Genomic DNA, 16,394 nt, shown 5'->3' with positions numbered 1-16,394 from the left:
CCGTTGGGGACGTTGATCGTCTCGAACGGAGCGTTCGCGACAAGGCCGGGCGGCCGACCGGATCCAGCCTGACCGTCCGGAACGCCCCTGAGTTTTCAGGGAAGCAGGACGATCTTGCCTCGCGTGTGCCGCCGCTCCAGCTCGCGGTAGGCGTCTCGCACGTCGGCGAGCGGGTACGCCTTCGCGATCGGGATCTCCAGCAAACCCTTGTCCAGCAACGCCGCCAGCTCCGCGAGGACCCCGGCCTCCGCCGCGTCGATGTTGCCTTCCCGCTTCACGCCGTACTTCTCGGCCGCCGCGAAGTCGATCACCGTGTCGATCCGGTCGGTGTGCACGCCGAGCTTCAACGCCAGGTCCACATAGCCCGAACCGAACGTGTCCACGAACGCGTCGACCTTGCCGCCGGACGCCTCCTTGATCCGCTCCTCGACACCTTCCCCGTAGGCGACGGGAACGACGTCGTGCTGGGCGAGCCACGCGTGGTTGCCCGCACCGGCGAGGCCGATCACCCGGGCACCGGCCAGTTTCGCCAGCTGCACGGTGATCGAACCGACCCCGCCCGCCGCACCGGAAACCACGACGGTCTCCCCTTCGCGCGGCGAAACCGCGCGCACCGCCGCGTACGCGGTGGTCCCGGCGACGAACAGCGCGCCGGCGACCTCCCACGGCACCCCGGCGGGCTTCGGCGTCAGGTTTTCCGCCTCCACCACGACGTACCGGGCCTGGCTCGATCGCGAGTGCACGAAGCCGATGACCTCGTCGCCCACCGCGACCCCGTCGGCGCCCTCGCCCAGTTCGGCCACGACCCCGGCGAGGTCGCTCCCCTGTCCGGACGGGAACGTCGCGGGCCACTGCTCGGCGAAGACGCCCTCGCGGATGTACGCCTCACCCGGGTTGATCCCGGCCGCCCGTACCTCGACGAGCACCTGCCCCGCACCGGGCACCGGCCGCGGCACGTCCTCCACGCGCAACACGTCGATCCCGCCGTACCCGTCGAACCTCACTGCCTGTGGCATACCCCTGCTCCCTCTTTCGTTCGTTGCCCGGCGCCAACAACGAACCCGCGGGATTTATGCCCGGCGCGGCGAACTCAGCCGACGAGCCTGCGGACGACACCGTCGGCGAGCAGCCGCCCCTGGTCGGTCAGCACGGCCCGGCGCCGACTGTCCAAAGCGGACTCGTCGAGCAGTCCCTCCGCCGCGGCGGCCCTGGCCTCGGCGAGCCCGCCGGCGTCCAGCGCGTCGAGCGGAAGTCCTTCCACGACACGGAGTTCGAGCATGACGCGTTCGAGATGCCGGTCGGCTTCGGTGAGCACCTCGCGCCCGGCCGCCGGGGAGTTCCCCTCCGCGAGCAGCGACGCGTACCGCGCGGGATGCTTGACGTTCCACCACCGCACCCCGCCGACGTGGCTGTGCGCGCCGGGACCCGCTCCCCACCAGTCGCCGCCCCGCCAGTAGCCGACGTTGTGCCGGCACCGCGCCGCCTCCGACGACGCCCAGTTCGACACCTCGTACCAGCGCAGCCCGGCCGACGCGAGCGTCGCGTCGATCAGTTCGTAGTACTCGGCGAGCGTGTCGTCGTCGGGTGCGGGCAGTTCCCCGCGCCGGACCCGGCGGGCCAGCGCGGTGCCCTCCTCGACGATCAGCGCGTACGCCGAGACGTGGTCGACCCCGGCGGCGAGCACGGCCTCCAGCGAAGCCCGGAGATCCTCTACGCGCTCCCCCGGCGTCCCGTAGATGACGTCCAGGTTCACGTGCTCGAACCCGGCTGCCCGCGCCTCCCCCGCCGCCGCGACCGGACGGCCGGGCGTGTGCACCCGGTCGAGCACCTGCAGCACGTGCCGCGCGGCGGACTGCATCCCGAGCGACACGCGTGTGTACCCGGCCTCGCGAATGCCCGCGAAGAACTCCGGCGACGTCGATTCCGGGTTCGATTCGGTGGTCACCTCGGCGCCGTCCGCGAGCCCGAAGGCGCCGCGGACGGCGTCGAGAACCGAAGCGAGACCGTCGGCACCGAGCAACGACGGCGTCCCACCGCCGACGAACACGGTGTCCGCGCGCGGCGGCGTGCCCAGCACCCGCGCCGCGAGGTCGAGTTCGCGCCGCAAGCCCTCCAGCCACGAACTCGGCGACGAGCCGGAGCCCAGCTCGCCCGCGGTGTAGGTGTTGAAATCGCAGTAGCCGCACCGGGTCGCGCAGAACGGGACGTGGACGTACACCCCGAACGGGCGAGTACCCAGTCCGTTCAGTGCGCTCGCGGGCAGGGCGGATTCGACCGGAGTGGTGGTTTCGGGCAGCAGCTGGGGCACACCCCAGTGTCCCTCACCCGGCCAGACCGCTCTCGGCCAGCCACTGCGGGTCGGGCGCGATCAGCTCGATCACGTCGACCAGCACGCCGTTGGGGTCGCGGACGAAGAAGTGCCGCTGCCCGTACACCTCGTCCACGAGCGGCTTGACGATCTCCGCCCCCGCCTCGCGCAGCCGCTTCTCCTCCGCTGCCGCGTCCTCGACGACGAAGCCGAACATCGCCCCGGACGGCTCCTGCCACCGGTACGGCTCCGGCGTCGACTCGTGCCCTCGCCGGATGAAGCTGATCTCGTAGCCGGGCGCGCCGACGTTGAGGCTCGAGAACCAGTCGAGCTCGACGGTGATCTCGAAGCCGAAGTACTCCCGGTAGTACCGCGTGGTCGCGGCGACGTCGTCGACCAGGACCCCCGCACCGAAACCCTTGACCTGCATCCTGATCTCCTCTTCACCGAATCACTATGGCTGTAGTACTCTAAACATAGTGGTTCGGATCGGGCAAGGAGGAATTAAGGTGCGGCAGAACTCCGAGCGGCGGACGGCGCTGACCGACGCCGCCGTCACCGTGCTCGCCAAGGTGGGCGCCCGCGGCCTCACCTATCGCGCGGTCGACGTCGAGGCGGACGTGCCACCGGGGACGACGTCGAACTACTTCCGCAACCGCGACCAGCTGCTGGTGGCGGCGGGCAAGCGGGTACACGAGCGGCTGTCCGCGCCAGCCGAGGTCATGACGAATCCCCGCGCGGAACTCCCGTCGAAGCATCGGCTGAGCGAACTGCTCGACGCGCTCGTCAGCAGGCTCACCATCGACCGCACCGTCTACCTGGCGCTGCTGGAACTCCGGCTCGAAGCGACCCGGCGCCCCGATCTCGCGAAGGCATTGACCCACACCGTGCGTGAAGGGTTCGACCTGAGCGTCGAGTTCCACGAGAGCGCCGGTCTGCCCGGCGGCCGTGACGCCGTCCTGTTGCTTTACCTCGCGTTGACCGGGCTCACCGTGGAACGGCTCACACTTCCCGGCGCCTTCGCGGACATCTCGGACAGCGACATCGTCGAAATGCTGGTGGAGCACACTTTTCGCAGGTCGTGAAGGTGCTCCCACTATTCGGGCACGGCTAGACCACATTGTGGGCACATGGCACTCTGAGCCGGTGACCCCCGCCGGTGTACTGCTCGTGGCCCGCCGCCACGTCGACCTCCTGCGGGTCGCCAGTGCCCTTTGCGGGCCCGCCGACTGACTCCCCGCCGCCACCACAGCCACGAACTGGACAGCCGGCGCCGGGCGCGCCGCGCGACCTCCCGCGTTCACGGTGTGCCGGGTGCCACAACCCCGCCCACGGAGGACGCATCATGGCCTCGCCCACGCGTGAAACCCCGAGCAAGGCACGCGCCCCACGAGCCAGGCAGCGCCGCGGCGAAGGACAGTGGGCACTCGGGTACCGCGAGCCACTGAACCCGAACGAACGCTCCAAAAAGGACGACAACCCGCTCAACGTCCGGGCGCGGATCGAGAACATCTACGCGCACCGCGGGTTCGACGCGATCGACCCCGGCGATCTCCGCGGCCGGTTCCGCTGGTTCGGCCTCTACACCCAGCGCAAGCCCGGGATCGACGGCGGCCGCACGGCGACGCTGGAGCCGGAGGAGCTGGACGACCGTTACTTCATGCTGCGGGTCCGCCTCGACGGCGGCGTGCTGAGCACCGAACAGCTGTCCGTGCTCGGCGAAATCTCCCAGACCCACGCGCGTGACACGGCGGACATCACCGATCGCCAGAATATCCAGTACCACTGGATCCAGATCGAGGACGTCCCGACGATCTGGGACAAACTGGAAAAGGCGGGCATGACGACGATGGAGGCGTGCGGCGACAGCCCGCGCGTCATCCTCGGCTCGCCGGTCGCGGGGATCGCGGCCGACGAGATCATCGACGGCACTCCCGCGATCGAGGAGATCAAGCGCCGCTTCATCGGCGATCCCCGCTACGCCAACCTGCCGCGCAAGTTCAAGACCGCGGTGTCCGGGCTGCCGGACGTCGCGCACGAGATCCACGACGTCGCGTTCGTCGGCGTGAACCACCCCGAGCACGGTCCCGGTTTCGACGTCTGGGTCGGCGGCGGGCTGTCCACCAACCCGATGATCGGGCAGCGGCTCGGCGCCTGGGTGCCCCGCGACGAGGTGCCCGACGTCTGGGAAGGCGTCATCAGCGTCTTCCGCGACTACGGCTACCGGCGGCTGCGGGCACGGGCGCGCATCAAGTTCCTGGTGAAGGACTGGGGCGCCGCGAAGTTCCGCCAGGTGCTGGAGGACGAATACCTCAAGCGCAAGCTGATCGACGGCCCCGCGCCCGAGGTCCCGGCCGTCCCGATCGACCACGTCGGGGTGCACCGGCAGGTCGACGGCAAGTTCTACGTCGGCGCGGCGCCGGTCGCCGGACGCGTGTCCGGCGGCACGCTGCTGGCGGTCGCGAAGGCGGCCGAACGCGCCGGCTCGCAGCGCGTCCGCCTTACGCCGCAACAGAAACTCGTCGTGCTGGACGTCCCCGAGGCCGAGATCGGCGGGCTGCAGGCGGAACTCGCCGAACTGGGCCTGCAGAGCGATCCTTCGCCGTGGCGGCGCGGGGTGATGGCGTGCACCGGGCTGGAGTTCTGCAAGCTCGCGATCGTCGAGACGAAGGCCCGCGCGCAGCAACTGGTGGCCGAACTGGAAAGCCGCCTCGCGGACATCCAGGGCGAGCTGGACACACCGGTGAGCGTGCATCTCAACGGCTGCCCCAACTCCTGCGCCCGGGTGCAGACCGCCGACATCGGGCTCAAGGGCCAGATCGTCACCGACGACGACGGCAAGCAGGTCGAGGGCTTCCAGGTGCACCTGGGCGGCGGCCTCGGCCTCGACGCCGGATTCGGCCGGAAACTGCGTGGCCACAAGGTGACCGCCACCGAACTGACCGGCTACGTCGAGCGGGTGGTCCGGGCGTACATCGCCGGGCGCGAGCCGGGTGAGCGGTTCCCGCAATGGCTCCTGCGGGCCGACGAGAGCGTGTTGCAGTGAGCTCGGCCGAACGCGCCGCGCCGTTCTACTGCCCGTACTGCGGGGACGAGGACCTGCGGCCGGAAGAGAACGGTTCGTGGCTTTGTTCGGCCTGTAGAAGGCTTTTCTCCGTGAAGTTCCTGGGGCTCTCACTGCCGGAGGTATCGCAGCCATGACCGCTACAGCCGATTACCGCACGCTCGCCGAACGCGCCGCCAAGGAACTCGCCGAGGCGACCGCGGACGAGGCGTTGCGCTGGACGGTGGAGACGTTCGGGGACGATTTCATCGTGGCCTCGAACATGCAGGACGCGGTGCTGATCGACCTGGCGACCAAGGTCAAGTCCGATGTGGACGTTCTGTTCCTGGAGACCGGGTACCATTTCGCCGAGACGATCGGCACCCGTGACGCGGTGCAGACCGTCTACCCGGACGTGAGGATCGTGAACGCGCAGGCCGAGCAGAGCGTCGCGGAGCAGGACGCGGAATACGGGCCGAAACTGCACGACCGGGATCCGAACCAGTGCTGCCATCTGCGCAAGGTGGTGCCGCTGCGCAAGACGCTGTCGAACTACTCCGCGTGGGTCACCGGGGTACGGCGGGTGGACGCGCCGACGCGGGCGAACACCCCGATCGTCACCTGGGACGAGCGCAACGGGCTGGTGAAGGTCAACCCGATCGCGGCGTGGAGCGACGAGGAGTTCAACGGGTACATCCGCGAGCACGGGATCCTGGAGAACCCGCTGGTCTCGGCAGGCTACCTGTCGATCGGCTGCGCGCCGTGCACCGCGAAGGTCGCGCCGGGGCAGGACCCGCGCAGCGGCCGCTGGGCCGGGCAGTCCAAGACCGAGTGCGGCTTGCACGGCTGAGGAAGGGAAGCATGACGACGTTGGAGCCGGCGGCAACTCCGCCTTCTGGGGGAGACCCCCAGGCCCCCCTCGCTACGGACAACCTGGCCGCGCTGGAATCCGAGGCCATCCACATCTTCCGTGAGGTCGCAGGCGAATTCGACCGGCCGGTGATCCTGTTCTCCGGCGGCAAGGACTCGACCCTGCTGCTGCACCTGGCGATCAAGGCGTTCTGGCCTGCCCCGGTGCCGTTCCCGCTGCTGCACGTGGACACCGGGCACAACTTCGACGAGGTCATCGACTTCCGCGACCGCGTCGTCGAACAGCACGGCCTGCGGCTGGTGGTCGCGAAGGTCCAGGACTGGATCGACGACGGGCGGCTCGAGGAACGCGCGGACGGGATGCGCAATCCCTTGCAGACCACGCCGTTGCTCGACACGATCGCCGAGAACAAGTTCGACGCCGTGTTCGGCGGCGGCCGCCGCGACGAGGAACGTGCCAGGGCCAAGGAGCGGATCTTCTCGCTGCGCAACGCCTTCGGCCAGTGGGAGCCGCGTCGGCAGCGCCCGGAGCTGTGGAACCTCTACAACGGACGGCACCGCCCCGGCGAGCAGGTCCGCGTCTTCCCGCTGTCCAACTGGACTGAGGCCGACGTCTGGAACTACATCGCCCGCGAAAAGGTCGAACTGCCCTCGATCTACTACGCGCACCGCCGCGAGGTCTACCTGCGCGACGGCATGTTGCTGGCCGAAGGGCCGTGGGGCGGCCCCCGACCGGGTGAAGAGGTCAAGGAGCTGATGGTGCGCTACCGCACCGTCGGCGACGGCTCGTGCACCGGCGCGATCGAGTCCACGGCGTCCACTGTGGACGAGGTGATCGCCGAGGTGCAGGCCTCCCGGCTCACCGAACGCGGCGCGACCCGCGCCGACGACCGGATGTCGGAAGCGGCCATGGAAGACCGCAAGCGAGAGGGTTACTTCTGATGTCGAGCTTGCTGAGGCTTGCCACCGCCGGAAGTGTCGACGACGGCAAGTCCACTTTGGTCGGACGGCTGCTGTACGACACCAAGTCGGTGCTGGCCGACCAGCTGGACGCGGTCACCCGCGCCAGTGTCGACAAGGGACTGTCCACTCCGGACCTCTCGCTGCTGGTGGACGGCCTGCGCTCGGAGCGCGAGCAGGGCATCACCATCGACGTCGCCTACCGGTATTTCGCCACGCCCAAGCGGAGTTTCGTGCTCGCGGACACGCCGGGGCACGTGCAATACACCCGCAACACCGTCACCGGCGCCTCCACCGCGCAGCTGGCCGTGCTGCTCGTCGACGCGCGCAAGGGGGTCATCGAGCAGACCCGGCGCCACGCCGCCGTCCTCGCGCTGCTCGGCGTCCCGCAGCTCGTGCTGGCGGTCAACAAGATCGACCTCGTCGGCTACGACGAGGCCACGTTCACCGTGATCGCCGAGGAGTTCGCCCAGCACGCCGGATCGCTGGGCTACGCGCGCGGCAGTGTGCTGGCGATCCCGGTGTCGGCACTGGTGGGCGACAACGTCGCCGAGAAGTCCGGGAACACACCGTGGTACGCCGGGCCGACGCTGCTGGAGCATCTGGAAGACGTCCCGGTCGCGCCGGACCCGCACGACACGCCGTTCCGGTTCCCGGTGCAGTACGTGATCCGGCCGCGCACCGCCGAGTACCCGGACTACCGCGGTTACGCCGGCCAGATCGCGGCGGGCACCGTCCGCCCCGGTGACGAGATCGTCGTGCTCCCGCACGGGCTGCGCTCGCGGGTGGAGCGCATCGACACCGCCGACGGGCCGCTCGCCGAGGCGGGCGCCGGAACGTCGGTGACGCTGCTGCTCGCCGATGACCTCGACATCGCCCGCGGCGAACTCATCGCCGCCGCCGGGAACCCGCCCCGGGTGACCGACGAGATCACCGGAACCCTGTGCTGGCTGTCCACGAAGCCGCTCAAGCCCGGCGCGCGGGTGCTCATCAAGCACGGCACGCGAACCGTGCAAGCTCTCGCCGACGAGTTGCACGCCCGCTTCGACGAGCAGACCCTGTCCAGTGTGGACGCCCCGGAAACCCTGGAGCTCAACGACATCGGCCGGGTCACCCTCCGGCTGGCAGAGGAGATCGGGGTCGACGACTACGGCGACATCCCGCGCACCGGTGCGTTCCTGGTGATCGACCCGAAGGACGGCGACACCCTCGCCGCCGGCCTGGTCGGAGAGCGGTTCTCGTGACGCCGCCGCTGGTCGCCGTCGCGCACGGCAGTCGTGATCCCCGCTCGGCGGCGACCGTGCGGGCACTCGTCGACGTCGTGCGCGCACAGGCACCAGCCGTGGACGTCTATGAGTCCTTTTTGGACCTTTCGGAGCCGCCGGTCACGGCCGTGTTGCGGCGGCTGTACGACCAGGGCCACCGCGAAGCCGTCGTGGTCCCCCTGTTGCTGGGCAGCGCCTACCACGCGCGGGTCGACCTTCCCGCGCTCGTCGACGAGGTCACCACGGACCGCCCGGACTTCTCGGTGCGGGTCTCCGACGTCCTCGGCATCGACCCGGCGCTGGAAACCGTCGCGCTGGACCGGATCGCAGCGGCGGATCCGGCCGCGCCGGGCACCGGGATCGTGGTGAGCGGGGTCGGCTCGTCCAACGCGGGCGCGAACGCCGCCGTCGCGGATTTGGCCGCCCGATGGGAAAAGCGGCTCGGTGTCCCGGTGAGCGAGGCATTCGCCAGCGCGGCCCAGCCGGACATCCCCGCCGCCATCGCCCGGCTTCGTGCCCGCGGCACCCGCCGGATCGTCGTCGCGTCGTGGTTCCTCGCGCCAGGCCTGCTTCCCGATCGGATCGCCACCTTGGCCGATGCCGGGGAAGCCGCGTTCGTGGCCGGGCCACTGGGCCCCGACCCGCGCGTCGCGGAGGTCGTCCTGCACCGCTACGCCGCGGCCGTGCCGCAACCTGCCCGGCTTTCCTCCTGAGCAAACCACTTTCCGTATCAGTGGTCCGGACCATCCCGGGTCCTGAATCGGCTCATCGGTGAATCTTTTTCACATTTTCGTCACCGCTGTCGCATGTGAACCGTTTCTCCTTGACGGACTTGTTAACTTGCCGGTAACTCTCTAAGCGCTGCGCGGCTTCGTTTCTCCCCTCTCCCGGACCCCAGGTAGGTGGAACATGAAGACAGCCCTGCGCCTCACCCGTCCCCGTGTCGCGGCCGTCGTCACGGCGGCGCTCGTCCCGTTCATCGGTCTCGCCACCCCGGCTTCGGCGGCGACCAGCGTCAACTTCGACTGCGAAGCCAACGCGCCGGTCGTCGGCCCGCAGCACGTCAACCTCAAGCAGGACGCCACGGTCACCGCGCCCGCCACGGTGACGGCGGGCGGCGCGCTCGACGTCGTCATCGATCCCGCGCCGAACACCGTGCCCGGCGAAGTGAGCGGTTACAAGGTCAAGGAGATCAAGGACTTCGCGCTGAAGATCCCGATCCCGGCGAACTCGACCTTCGTCAGCGCCGACCTCGCGGGCGGCTCGGGCCTCGGCTCGACCCCGCCGAAGCTCACGGTGGCGAACGGGATGGCGACGCTCGCCTTCCCCGGCCCGATCGCGGGCGGCTCGACCTTCGAACTGCCGACCGTGACCGCGCATCTCAAGGCGGGCACGTCCGGCAAGATCGAGACCAAGCTGGCCGGGACGAGCTACCAGGACCCGGGCCTGACCTTCACCGCCGTGGTCAACCAGATCGTCGACATCTCCGCACCGACGGCCTGTTTCCCCAACCCGAGCCCGGTCTTCACCACGACGACCATCGGCTGACACAGTCCTTTGGGGCGTCCTGGAACCTTTTCGAGGACGCCCTAAAGGCGTGCGCACCGCCGGAATCCCGAGCAGGATGGCCACCATGGGGTATGAACTGGTTCAGGTGAACATCGGCAGGCTGCGCGCACCGCTCGACGACCCGTCCCTGAAAGGCTTCGTGGACGGCCTCGAACCGATCAACGCGCTGGCGGACGCCGCGCCCGGCTTCGTCTGGCGGCTGCAGACCGAGGACGGCGACGCGACCTCGGTCCGCGCGTTCGAGTGGGACGTCCACGACAGCGCGGGCGTGCTCATCAACATGTCCGTGTGGACGTCGGTGGAGACGCTCGCCGAGTTCGTGTACTCCCCCGGGCATCTGGCGGTCCTCAAGCGGCGCCGAGAGTGGTTCCATCCGGTCAAGGAGGCGTTCACCGCGTTGTGGTGGGTCCCGGCCGGGCAGCGGCCCACCCCCGCCGACGCGGAAGACCGCATCCGCCTGCTGCGGGCACACGGCCCGACCCCCGAGGCGTTCACGCTGCGGATCCACTTCCCGCCGCCGGGCTCCGCTGCCGAAGAGCCCGTGGAAGGGCGTCCCGACTGGCTGTGCCCCGCCTGATCGACGTCACACCGAACCCGGCGGGCGGATGTGCGAGGGTGTGACCATGGCTGACGAACTGGTGCACTACGACGTGGTAGGCGGCACGGCCACGATCACGCTCGACTCGCCGCACAACCGCAACGCCCTGTCCGCCCAGCTCCGGCGCGAGCTGAGCGCGTCGCTGGCGAAGGCGGCCGAGGACGACGGCGTGCGGGTCGTCGTGCTCACCCACACCGGGCCGGTGTTCTGCGCGGGCATGGATCTCAAGGAAGCCCGGGGTGCCGGGACCGGCGACCAGGGAGTCAACGAATTCCCGAAGATCCTCGACCAGCTGTGGACGAGCCCGAAGCCGGTCGTCGCGCGCCTGGCCGGTCCGGCCCGTGCCGGCGGCATCGGCATGGTCGCCGCCTGTGACATCGCCGTGGCCGTGGAGGACGCCACGTTCGCCTTCACCGAGGTCCGGATCGGCGTCGTGCCCGCGGTCATCTCGCTGACCGTGCTCCCCCGGCTCAACCCCCGCGCCGCCCACGAACTCTTCCTCACCGGCGACACCTTCGACGCACGGCGTGCCGCCGAGATCGGCCTGCTCAACTCCGCCGTCCCCGCCGACCAGTTGGACGCCGAGGTCACGCGGTTCGTCAAGGCGCTGGCTCTCGGCGGGCCGAAGGCGCTGGCACTGACGAAGGAACTGCTGAGCAAGCCGCGCCCGGCGACGCCGAGCGAGGGCTTCGAGGAGATGACCGCGTTCTCGGCGAGCCTGTTCGCCAGCGAAGAGGGTCAAGAGGGCATCCTCGCCTTCGCCCAGAAGCGCAAACCGAACTGGGTCCCCGAAGGCTGACGCGAACGCTCCGTTCGGGACGTTCAGCGTCCCCCACGGAGCGTTCGGGACATCACAGCTCAGGACTCGGTGACTACCACGGTGAGGCGGCCGGGGCCGAGTGCTCGTTGCGCGTCCGAGAGCACGCTGCGGATCGCGAGGTAGGACTTCGGGTCGGCGCTCCGCAACGCGTCGGAGCCCGGCCAGATCAGCACATGCTCGCCCGGCGGGAGCCAGGACAGGTCGGTCAGGCAGTCGTAGAGCGCGTCGAGGTTGTGCCCGAAATAGTCCGGAAAGGACAGTGCGACGGCGATCGCGGCGAGGGTGCCCGCCTTGTCGGCCGTCCGGCCGCCGTCGACGGTGTGCGGGAAGGCGCCGCGGGCGAAAGCGTTTTCCGCGGCGGCGCGCGCCTCGTGCTCGCTCATCGGGCCGGGTCCACGACGACGAACGAGGCGTAGTGGTCCTCGGTGTAGTACAGCTCCTTCGCCTGCCCGGTCACCAGCCTGCGCGGGCCGCGGTCCTGGCTGCCCGGCGTCTTCACGGTGTACTCGTGGTAGTACCCGGACTGCTTGCGCGGCAGCACCTTCTCGCGGTTTTCGAACACGACGTCGTCATTGCGCGGGTAGGGGTACGGCCCGCCCTTTTCGATGAGCTTCCACGTGTCCGCGGCCTGCGAGGGCAAGGCGGACAACGGTTTGACCGGCAGGCCGGTGTCGGTTCCTGGCAGTTTCGCGTTCGACGCGCCACTCTTCGCCGGGGCGCTCGCGGAAGAAGACGCCGGTGCCGACGACGAGCCGCTGAGCTGGCTCTTCACCAGCCAGCCCCCGAGCACCAGCACCAGGAGCCCGACCAGTGCGGCGGTGATCCGCCTTCGGTTGACCATGGTCGGTCAGCTTAGGAGGGGCCGGGACGATCATCGTCACGGGCCGGGCCGAACCGGCGGGCGAAGCGCTCGACCAGCTTGTCGATCACCCACGCCGCGCCGAGGCACAACGGCACCACGACGACCATGACCAGCACGAACTGCACCGGGAACGAGGCCTGCGCCAGCCACAGCTCGGCGCCGTCCCACCAGTCGGCCAGCCCTGAGAACACGAATGTGAGACTACGCGCGTCCGATGTCGCGCCGCCGCCAGGGGCGGTACGTTGCAGGCATGTTCGCCGTTTACGCCCAGGTTCCCAACGCCGAAAGCCCGCTGGACTCGCTCGTCGTCGGCGAGCGGCCGGAACCCGCCGTCGAGGACGGCTGGGTCCGGGTGCACGTCAAGGCCGCCAGCCTCAACATGCACGACCTGTGGACGCTGCGCGGGGTCGGGATCAAGCCGGACCAGTTCCCGATGATCCTCGGCTGCGACGGCGCGGGGACCCTCGACGACGGCAGCGAGGTCGTGATCCACTCGGTGATCAACGCGCCGGGCTGGCAGGGCGACGACACGCTCGACCCGAAGCGCACGCTGCTCACCGAGAAGTACCAGGGCACGTTCGCCGACCAGGTCGTCGTGCCGGCCCGCAACGTCGTGCCGAAGCCCGCCGGGCTTTCCTTCGCCGAGGCCGCCACGATGGGCACGGCCTGGCTCACCGCCTACCGGATGCTGTTCGTCAAGTCCGGGCTGCGTCCCGGCCAGACGATGCTCGTGCAGGGCGCCTCCGGCGGCGTGTCGACGGCGCTGGTGCAGCTCGGCAAGGCGGCCGGGATCCGGGTGTGGGTCACCGGCCGGACCGAGGCCAAGCGCGCGCTCGCGGTGGAACTCGGCGCACATCAGGCGTTCGAGTCCGGGGCGCGGCTGCCGGAGCGGGTCGACGCGGTGTTCGAGACCGTCGGCAAGGCGACCTGGTCGCATTCGGTGAAATCGCTCAAGCCGGGCGGGATCATCGTGGTCTCCGGGTCCACCAGCGGCCCGGACGCGCACGCCGAACTGCAGCGGGTCTTCTTCCTTCAGCTGCGAGTCGCCGGGTCGACCATGGGTACCCGTGACGAGCTGGCCGACCTGCTCAACTACCTCGAACTGACCGGTGTCCGCCCGCAGATCGGCAGCGAGCTGCCCTTCGGCGAGGCCGCCAAGGGATTCCAGGCCATGCTCGACGGCGACACCGCCGGAAAGATCGTCTTCACGCGCTGAATCACGGGCAACAGGCTGCCCGCCGCGGTCGAGATTTATCCACGTACTCCGGTTCGAAACCCGTTTGTTACCACCGGAAATCCACCGGAACTCGACCCTGCCTGGTTAACCTGGAGGCATGACCGCGACGAAGCGGCCCGCACCGGCTGGACCGGGCGGCCGGCCCAGCACCGATCCGGACCCGGTCCGGGTCTCCTTCCGGCGCTACGCCGGCGTCCGGACCCGGGTTCTGGAGGTCGGCCCGCCCGCCGCCGAACCGGCCCAGCCGGCACGCCGATCGCTCGGGCGGCGCTCGGGCCCGCGGGCCGTCCCGCGGCCGACGGCACCGCGTCTGGTGCTCCTGCACGGCTACTGCGACAGCGCGGACACGTGGCGCCCGGTGCTGGCCGAGCTCGCCGCCGCGGGCATCCCCGCGATCGCGGTCGACCTCCCCGGTTTCGGTGACGCGCAGCCGTTGCGTCCCGGCCCGATCCTGCCGCAGCTCGACGCGTTCACCACGGCCGTCATCCGGGAGCAGGCCGTGCTCGGCTCGGTGGTGCTCGCGGGCAACTCGCTCGGCGGGACGATGAGCCTGCGCGCGGCGCAGCAACCCCGGCTCCCGATCTCGGGCGTCGTTTCCATCGCGGCGCCCGGTTTCGCCGATTCGTGGCTGGTCCGCACGGTCGGCCGTTACCCGCTGCCGCTGCGCCTGTACTCTTCGCTCCCCTTGCCAGTGCCGGGATTCCTGGTCCGCAAGGTCGCCGAGCAGGTCGTCCCCCGGCTGCTCTACGCCGACGCGGGCGCCGCCGACGAGTTCCAGGTCCGCCGGTTCACCTCGCTGTTCCCGGACTACCGCGCCACCACCGCCCGGCTCGACCAGGCCAGGCAGCTGGTCGCCGAACTCGCCGACGCCTACCGGCTCGACAAGGTACGCGTTCCGTTGCTGGTCGTGGCCTGCGGTAAGGACAAGCTGGTCACCGCCCGCTCCGGACGTCAGCTGCACACCCTCGTCCCGCACAGCAGGCTGCTGGTGCGCGAGGACTGGGGCCACTGCCCGCAGCTGGACGACCCGCCCGAGATCGCCGAGTTGCTGAACTTCTTCGCCGCCGGAGCTGTGCGCACGACGCGGGCGAAACGCGCCGAGACGCCGCCGGAAGCGCGCGAGGGCAGCGCGGTCAGCTGAAAATCCCCAGCCGTCACCTGATCGGGTGCGGGTCCCGGGCGACATACAGTACGGTGCCGCGTTGAGCCCGTACCCCGGGCTCCCTCGCACAACCGTTTTGGGAGACAGTGATGTCCGCTCCACAGAGCTTCGGTTCGGGCTCCGGGATTTTCCGGCGCAAGCCGATCGACCAGATCGACAACACGGGCGAGGGCGGTGGACTTCAACGCACTCTCGGCCTGTGGCAGCTGACGGCGATCGGTGTCGGCGGCATCATCGGCGCGGGCATCTTCTCCCTCGCGGGCGCGGTGGCCAACAAGACCGCCGGGCCCGCGGTGCTCATCTCGTTCCTCATCGCGGGCATCGCGAGTGCCGCGGCGGCGTTCTCCTACGCCGAATTCGCCGGGCTCATCCCGAAGGCCGGTTCGGCCTACACCTACGGCTACGCGGTACTGGGTGAGGTGGTCGGCTGGTTCATCGGCTGGGACCTGCTGCTCGAGTACACCGCGATCGTGTCCGTGGTGGCGATCGGCATCTCGGGCTACTTCAACGACCTGCTCGGGTTCCTGCACGTCAAGCTGCCGCTGTGGATGTCCGGCGCGCCCGGCAGCGAGAAGGTCGGCGAAGTCGCGCCCGGCTCGTACAAGGTGAACCTGTTCGCGGTGCTGCTGTGCCTGCTGATCGCGTTCATCCTCAACCAGGGCATGAAGAGCGCGGCGCGGTTCGAGACGCTGCTGGTGTACCTGAAGGTCGCGCTGGTGGTCCTGGTCGTGGTGGTCGGCGCGTTCCACATCAACAGCGGCAACTACGCCGACTTCTTCCCGTTCGGCCTGTCCGGCGCGTTCACCGGCGCGGCGACGGTGTTCTTCGCGGTGTTCGGCTACGACGCGATGTCGACCGCGGCCGAGGAATCCCGCGACTCCCAGAAGCACATGCCGAAGGCGATCATCTACTCCCTCGCCATCTCGATGGTGCTCTACGTGCTGGCCTGCCTGGTGCTCACCGGCATGGTGAACTACAAGGACATCAGCGCCGAGGCCGCGTTCTCCGCGGCGTTCAAGAGCATCGGCATGCCTTGGCTGGGCGCGGTCATCGCGGTCGGCGCGATCCTCGGCATCCTCACCGTGCTGTTCACCTTCCTCATGGGCGCCAGCCGCGTCGGCTACGCGATGAGCAACGACGGGCTGCTGCCCAAGTGGTTCGGCAAGGCGCATCCGGTGCGCAAGGTGCCGAGCCGGATGACCTGGGTGCTCGGGGTCGCTTCGGCGGTCATCGCCGGGTTCCTGCCGATCGGCGAGGCCGCGGAGCTGACCAACATCGGCATCCTGCTCGCGTTCATCGTCGTCTGCATCGCGGTGATCGTGCTGCGCTACAAGCGGCCCGACCTGCCCCGCACGTTCAAGACGCCGGGCATGCCGGTGGTGCCGGTCATCGGGGTCGTGTTCTCGATCTGGCTCATCACGTTCCTGCAGCCGGAGACCTGGCTGCGGTTCGCGATCTGGTTCGTCATCGGCATGGTGATCTACTTCGCCTACGGCCGCCGCCGCTCGGTGCTCAACAAGCCCGGCGCGGCGCCGGAAACCACCGCCGCGGAGTAACCCGGCACGACGAAAGCGGGGCGGTGGCGGGCCGGGGCGGGCCCCCGGGTGGGGGTCGGCAAAGGCGTTGGCGCCGCCCGGGGGGTTTTCCCCCCCCCCCGGGAAGCCCGGGGGGCGCCCGGCGGGGCGCGGCGCGCCCAACCC

20 protein-coding genes are annotated in these 16,394 nt (G+C 69.8%); 14 read left to right on the top strand and 6 right to left on the bottom strand.

All coding sequences use genetic code 11. The features are described from left to right. Window positions 1-95: 95 nt before the first annotated feature. From ACFWX1_RS21325 to ACFWX1_RS21315, 3 genes are all read right to left on the bottom strand, one after another. Complete coding sequence (locus tag ACFWX1_RS21325) at window positions 96-1,016, bottom strand: NADP-dependent oxidoreductase (RefSeq protein ID WP_378389800.1); 921 nt, start codon at window positions 1,014-1,016, stop codon at window positions 96-98. Between the two features lie 74 nt (window positions 1,017-1,090). Beyond that, window positions 1,091-2,308: a radical SAM family heme chaperone HemW gene (gene hemW / locus ACFWX1_RS21320; RefSeq protein ID WP_378389798.1), complete on the bottom strand. Its 1,218-nt coding sequence runs from the start codon at window positions 2,306-2,308 to the stop codon at window positions 1,091-1,093. Window positions 2,309-2,321: 13 nt separating this feature from the next. Continuing rightward, entirely contained in the window at window positions 2,322-2,738 is a 417-nt protein-coding gene (locus ACFWX1_RS21315; protein ID WP_378389796.1) for a VOC family protein, read from the bottom strand. A 79-nt stretch (window positions 2,739-2,817) separates the two neighbouring features. On the opposite strand from ACFWX1_RS21315, the gene ACFWX1_RS21310 reads away from it, so the two are divergent. The 11 genes from ACFWX1_RS21310 (at window position 2,818) to ACFWX1_RS21260 (ending at window position 11,412) form a co-directional block, all read left to right on the top strand. After that, window positions 2,818-3,393, top strand: a complete 576-nt coding sequence (locus tag ACFWX1_RS21310) for a TetR/AcrR family transcriptional regulator (protein ID WP_378389794.1) — start codon at window positions 2,818-2,820, stop codon at window positions 3,391-3,393. 37 nt (window positions 3,394-3,430) lie between these two features. Next, window positions 3,431-3,541 carry a putative leader peptide gene (locus ACFWX1_RS21305; RefSeq protein ID WP_378389792.1) on the top strand — a complete coding sequence of 37 codons (111 nt, stop codon included), beginning with the start codon at window positions 3,431-3,433 and terminating at the stop codon, window positions 3,539-3,541. A gap of 112 nt (window positions 3,542-3,653) precedes the next feature. Further along, window positions 3,654-5,354, top strand: a complete 1,701-nt coding sequence (locus tag ACFWX1_RS21300; RefSeq protein WP_378389790.1) for a nitrite/sulfite reductase — start codon at window positions 3,654-3,656, stop codon at window positions 5,352-5,354. Then, window positions 5,351-5,509 (top strand): Insertion element protein, encoded by a 159-nt coding sequence (locus ACFWX1_RS21295; protein WP_378326700.1) that lies wholly within the window; start codon window positions 5,351-5,353, stop codon window positions 5,507-5,509. Before ACFWX1_RS21300 ends, ACFWX1_RS21295 begins: the two co-directional genes overlap by 4 nt. Next, window positions 5,506-6,201 carry a phosphoadenylyl-sulfate reductase gene (locus ACFWX1_RS21290; protein ID WP_378389788.1) on the top strand — a complete coding sequence of 232 codons (696 nt, stop codon included), beginning with the start codon at window positions 5,506-5,508 and terminating at the stop codon, window positions 6,199-6,201. The genes ACFWX1_RS21295 and ACFWX1_RS21290 overlap by 4 nt, the downstream gene beginning before the upstream one ends. An 11-nt stretch (window positions 6,202-6,212) precedes the next feature. Next, window positions 6,213-7,163, top strand: a complete 951-nt coding sequence (gene cysD / locus ACFWX1_RS21285) for a sulfate adenylyltransferase subunit CysD (protein WP_378389786.1) — start codon at window positions 6,213-6,215, stop codon at window positions 7,161-7,163. Beyond that, complete coding sequence (locus ACFWX1_RS21280; protein WP_378389784.1) at window positions 7,163-8,425, top strand: sulfate adenylyltransferase subunit 1; 1,263 nt, start codon at window positions 7,163-7,165, stop codon at window positions 8,423-8,425. The genes cysD and ACFWX1_RS21280 overlap by 1 nt, the downstream gene beginning before the upstream one ends. Next, window positions 8,422-9,159 carry a sirohydrochlorin chelatase gene (locus ACFWX1_RS21275; protein WP_378389782.1) on the top strand — a complete coding sequence of 246 codons (738 nt, stop codon included), beginning with the start codon at window positions 8,422-8,424 and terminating at the stop codon, window positions 9,157-9,159. The genes ACFWX1_RS21280 and ACFWX1_RS21275 overlap by 4 nt, the downstream gene beginning before the upstream one ends. A 196-nt stretch (window positions 9,160-9,355) precedes the next feature. Continuing rightward, window positions 9,356-9,994, top strand: a complete 639-nt coding sequence (locus ACFWX1_RS21270) for a cyclase (protein ID WP_378389780.1) — start codon at window positions 9,356-9,358, stop codon at window positions 9,992-9,994. Window positions 9,995-10,079: 85 nt separating this feature from the next. Next, window positions 10,080-10,592 carry a DUF3291 domain-containing protein gene (locus tag ACFWX1_RS21265; RefSeq protein ID WP_378389778.1) on the top strand — a complete coding sequence of 171 codons (513 nt, stop codon included), beginning with the start codon at window positions 10,080-10,082 and terminating at the stop codon, window positions 10,590-10,592. A gap of 46 nt (window positions 10,593-10,638) precedes the next feature. Next, a complete protein-coding gene (locus tag ACFWX1_RS21260; protein WP_378389776.1) occupies window positions 10,639-11,412 on the top strand; it encodes an enoyl-CoA hydratase family protein in 774 nt (257 codons plus the stop codon). A gap of 59 nt (window positions 11,413-11,471) precedes the next feature. Here ACFWX1_RS21260 and ACFWX1_RS21255 read toward each other — a convergent pair whose 3' ends face one another. The 3 genes from ACFWX1_RS21255 to ACFWX1_RS21245 are packed head-to-tail and all read right to left on the bottom strand — an operon-like array spanning window position 11,472 to window position 12,486. Next, entirely contained in the window at window positions 11,472-11,816 is a 345-nt protein-coding gene (locus tag ACFWX1_RS21255) for a barstar family protein (RefSeq protein WP_378389774.1), read from the bottom strand. Continuing rightward, complete coding sequence (locus ACFWX1_RS21250; RefSeq protein ID WP_378389772.1) at window positions 11,813-12,274, bottom strand: ribonuclease domain-containing protein; 462 nt, start codon at window positions 12,272-12,274, stop codon at window positions 11,813-11,815. The genes ACFWX1_RS21255 and ACFWX1_RS21250 overlap by 4 nt, the downstream gene beginning before the upstream one ends. An 11-nt stretch (window positions 12,275-12,285) precedes the next feature. Beyond that, window positions 12,286-12,486: a hypothetical protein gene (locus ACFWX1_RS21245; RefSeq protein WP_378389770.1), complete on the bottom strand. Its 201-nt coding sequence runs from the start codon at window positions 12,484-12,486 to the stop codon at window positions 12,286-12,288. Between the two features lie 59 nt (window positions 12,487-12,545). Between ACFWX1_RS21245 and ACFWX1_RS21240 the strand changes: the two genes are divergently transcribed. The 3 genes from ACFWX1_RS21240 to ACFWX1_RS21230 all read left to right on the top strand — a co-directional run bounded on the left by ACFWX1_RS21240 (window position 12,546) and on the right by ACFWX1_RS21230 (window position 16,250). Further along, window positions 12,546-13,511, top strand: coding sequence for a zinc-binding dehydrogenase (locus ACFWX1_RS21240; protein WP_378389768.1), 966 nt, complete (start codon window positions 12,546-12,548; stop codon window positions 13,509-13,511). Between the two features lie 118 nt (window positions 13,512-13,629). Further along, complete coding sequence (locus ACFWX1_RS21235) at window positions 13,630-14,673, top strand: alpha/beta hydrolase (RefSeq protein ID WP_378389766.1); 1,044 nt, start codon at window positions 13,630-13,632, stop codon at window positions 14,671-14,673. Window positions 14,674-14,783: 110 nt separating this feature from the next. Further along, window positions 14,784-16,250, top strand: a complete 1,467-nt coding sequence (locus tag ACFWX1_RS21230) for an amino acid permease (RefSeq protein ID WP_378389764.1) — start codon at window positions 14,784-14,786, stop codon at window positions 16,248-16,250. Window positions 16,251-16,394 lie beyond the last annotated feature (144 nt).

This window comes from Amycolatopsis sp. NPDC059021, from assembly GCF_042739895.1.
Classification (GTDB): Bacteria; Actinomycetota; Actinomycetes; order Mycobacteriales; family Pseudonocardiaceae; genus Amycolatopsis.
This window is presented reverse-complemented; position numbering and strand designations above follow the sequence as displayed.

Coding starts and splice junctions, on each gene's coding strand:
- ACFWX1_RS21325 (WP_378389800.1), bottom strand. CDS start 1,016: ATGCCACAGGCAGTGAGGTTCGACGGGTACGGCGGGATCGACGTGTTG.
- ACFWX1_RS21315 (WP_378389796.1), bottom strand. CDS start 2,738: ATGCAGGTCAAGGGTTTCGGTGCGGGGGTCCTGGTCGACGACGTCGCC.
- ACFWX1_RS21300 (WP_378389790.1), top strand. CDS start 3,654: ATGGCCTCGCCCACGCGTGAAACCCCGAGCAAGGCACGCGCCCCACGA.
- ACFWX1_RS21290 (WP_378389788.1), top strand. CDS start 5,506: ATGACCGCTACAGCCGATTACCGCACGCTCGCCGAACGCGCCGCCAAG.
- cysD (WP_378389786.1), top strand. CDS start 6,213: ATGACGACGTTGGAGCCGGCGGCAACTCCGCCTTCTGGGGGAGACCCC.
- ACFWX1_RS21280 (WP_378389784.1), top strand. CDS start 7,163: ATGTCGAGCTTGCTGAGGCTTGCCACCGCCGGAAGTGTCGACGACGGC.
- ACFWX1_RS21270 (WP_378389780.1), top strand. CDS start 9,356: ATGAAGACAGCCCTGCGCCTCACCCGTCCCCGTGTCGCGGCCGTCGTC.
- ACFWX1_RS21265 (WP_378389778.1), top strand. CDS start 10,080: ATGGGGTATGAACTGGTTCAGGTGAACATCGGCAGGCTGCGCGCACCG.
- ACFWX1_RS21260 (WP_378389776.1), top strand. CDS start 10,639: ATGGCTGACGAACTGGTGCACTACGACGTGGTAGGCGGCACGGCCACG.
- ACFWX1_RS21255 (WP_378389774.1), bottom strand. CDS start 11,816: ATGAGCGAGCACGAGGCGCGCGCCGCCGCGGAAAACGCTTTCGCCCGC.
- ACFWX1_RS21250 (WP_378389772.1), bottom strand. CDS start 12,274: ATGGTCAACCGAAGGCGGATCACCGCCGCACTGGTCGGGCTCCTGGTG.
- ACFWX1_RS21240 (WP_378389768.1), top strand. CDS start 12,546: ATGTTCGCCGTTTACGCCCAGGTTCCCAACGCCGAAAGCCCGCTGGAC.
- ACFWX1_RS21235 (WP_378389766.1), top strand. CDS start 13,630: ATGACCGCGACGAAGCGGCCCGCACCGGCTGGACCGGGCGGCCGGCCC.
- ACFWX1_RS21230 (WP_378389764.1), top strand. CDS start 14,784: ATGTCCGCTCCACAGAGCTTCGGTTCGGGCTCCGGGATTTTCCGGCGC.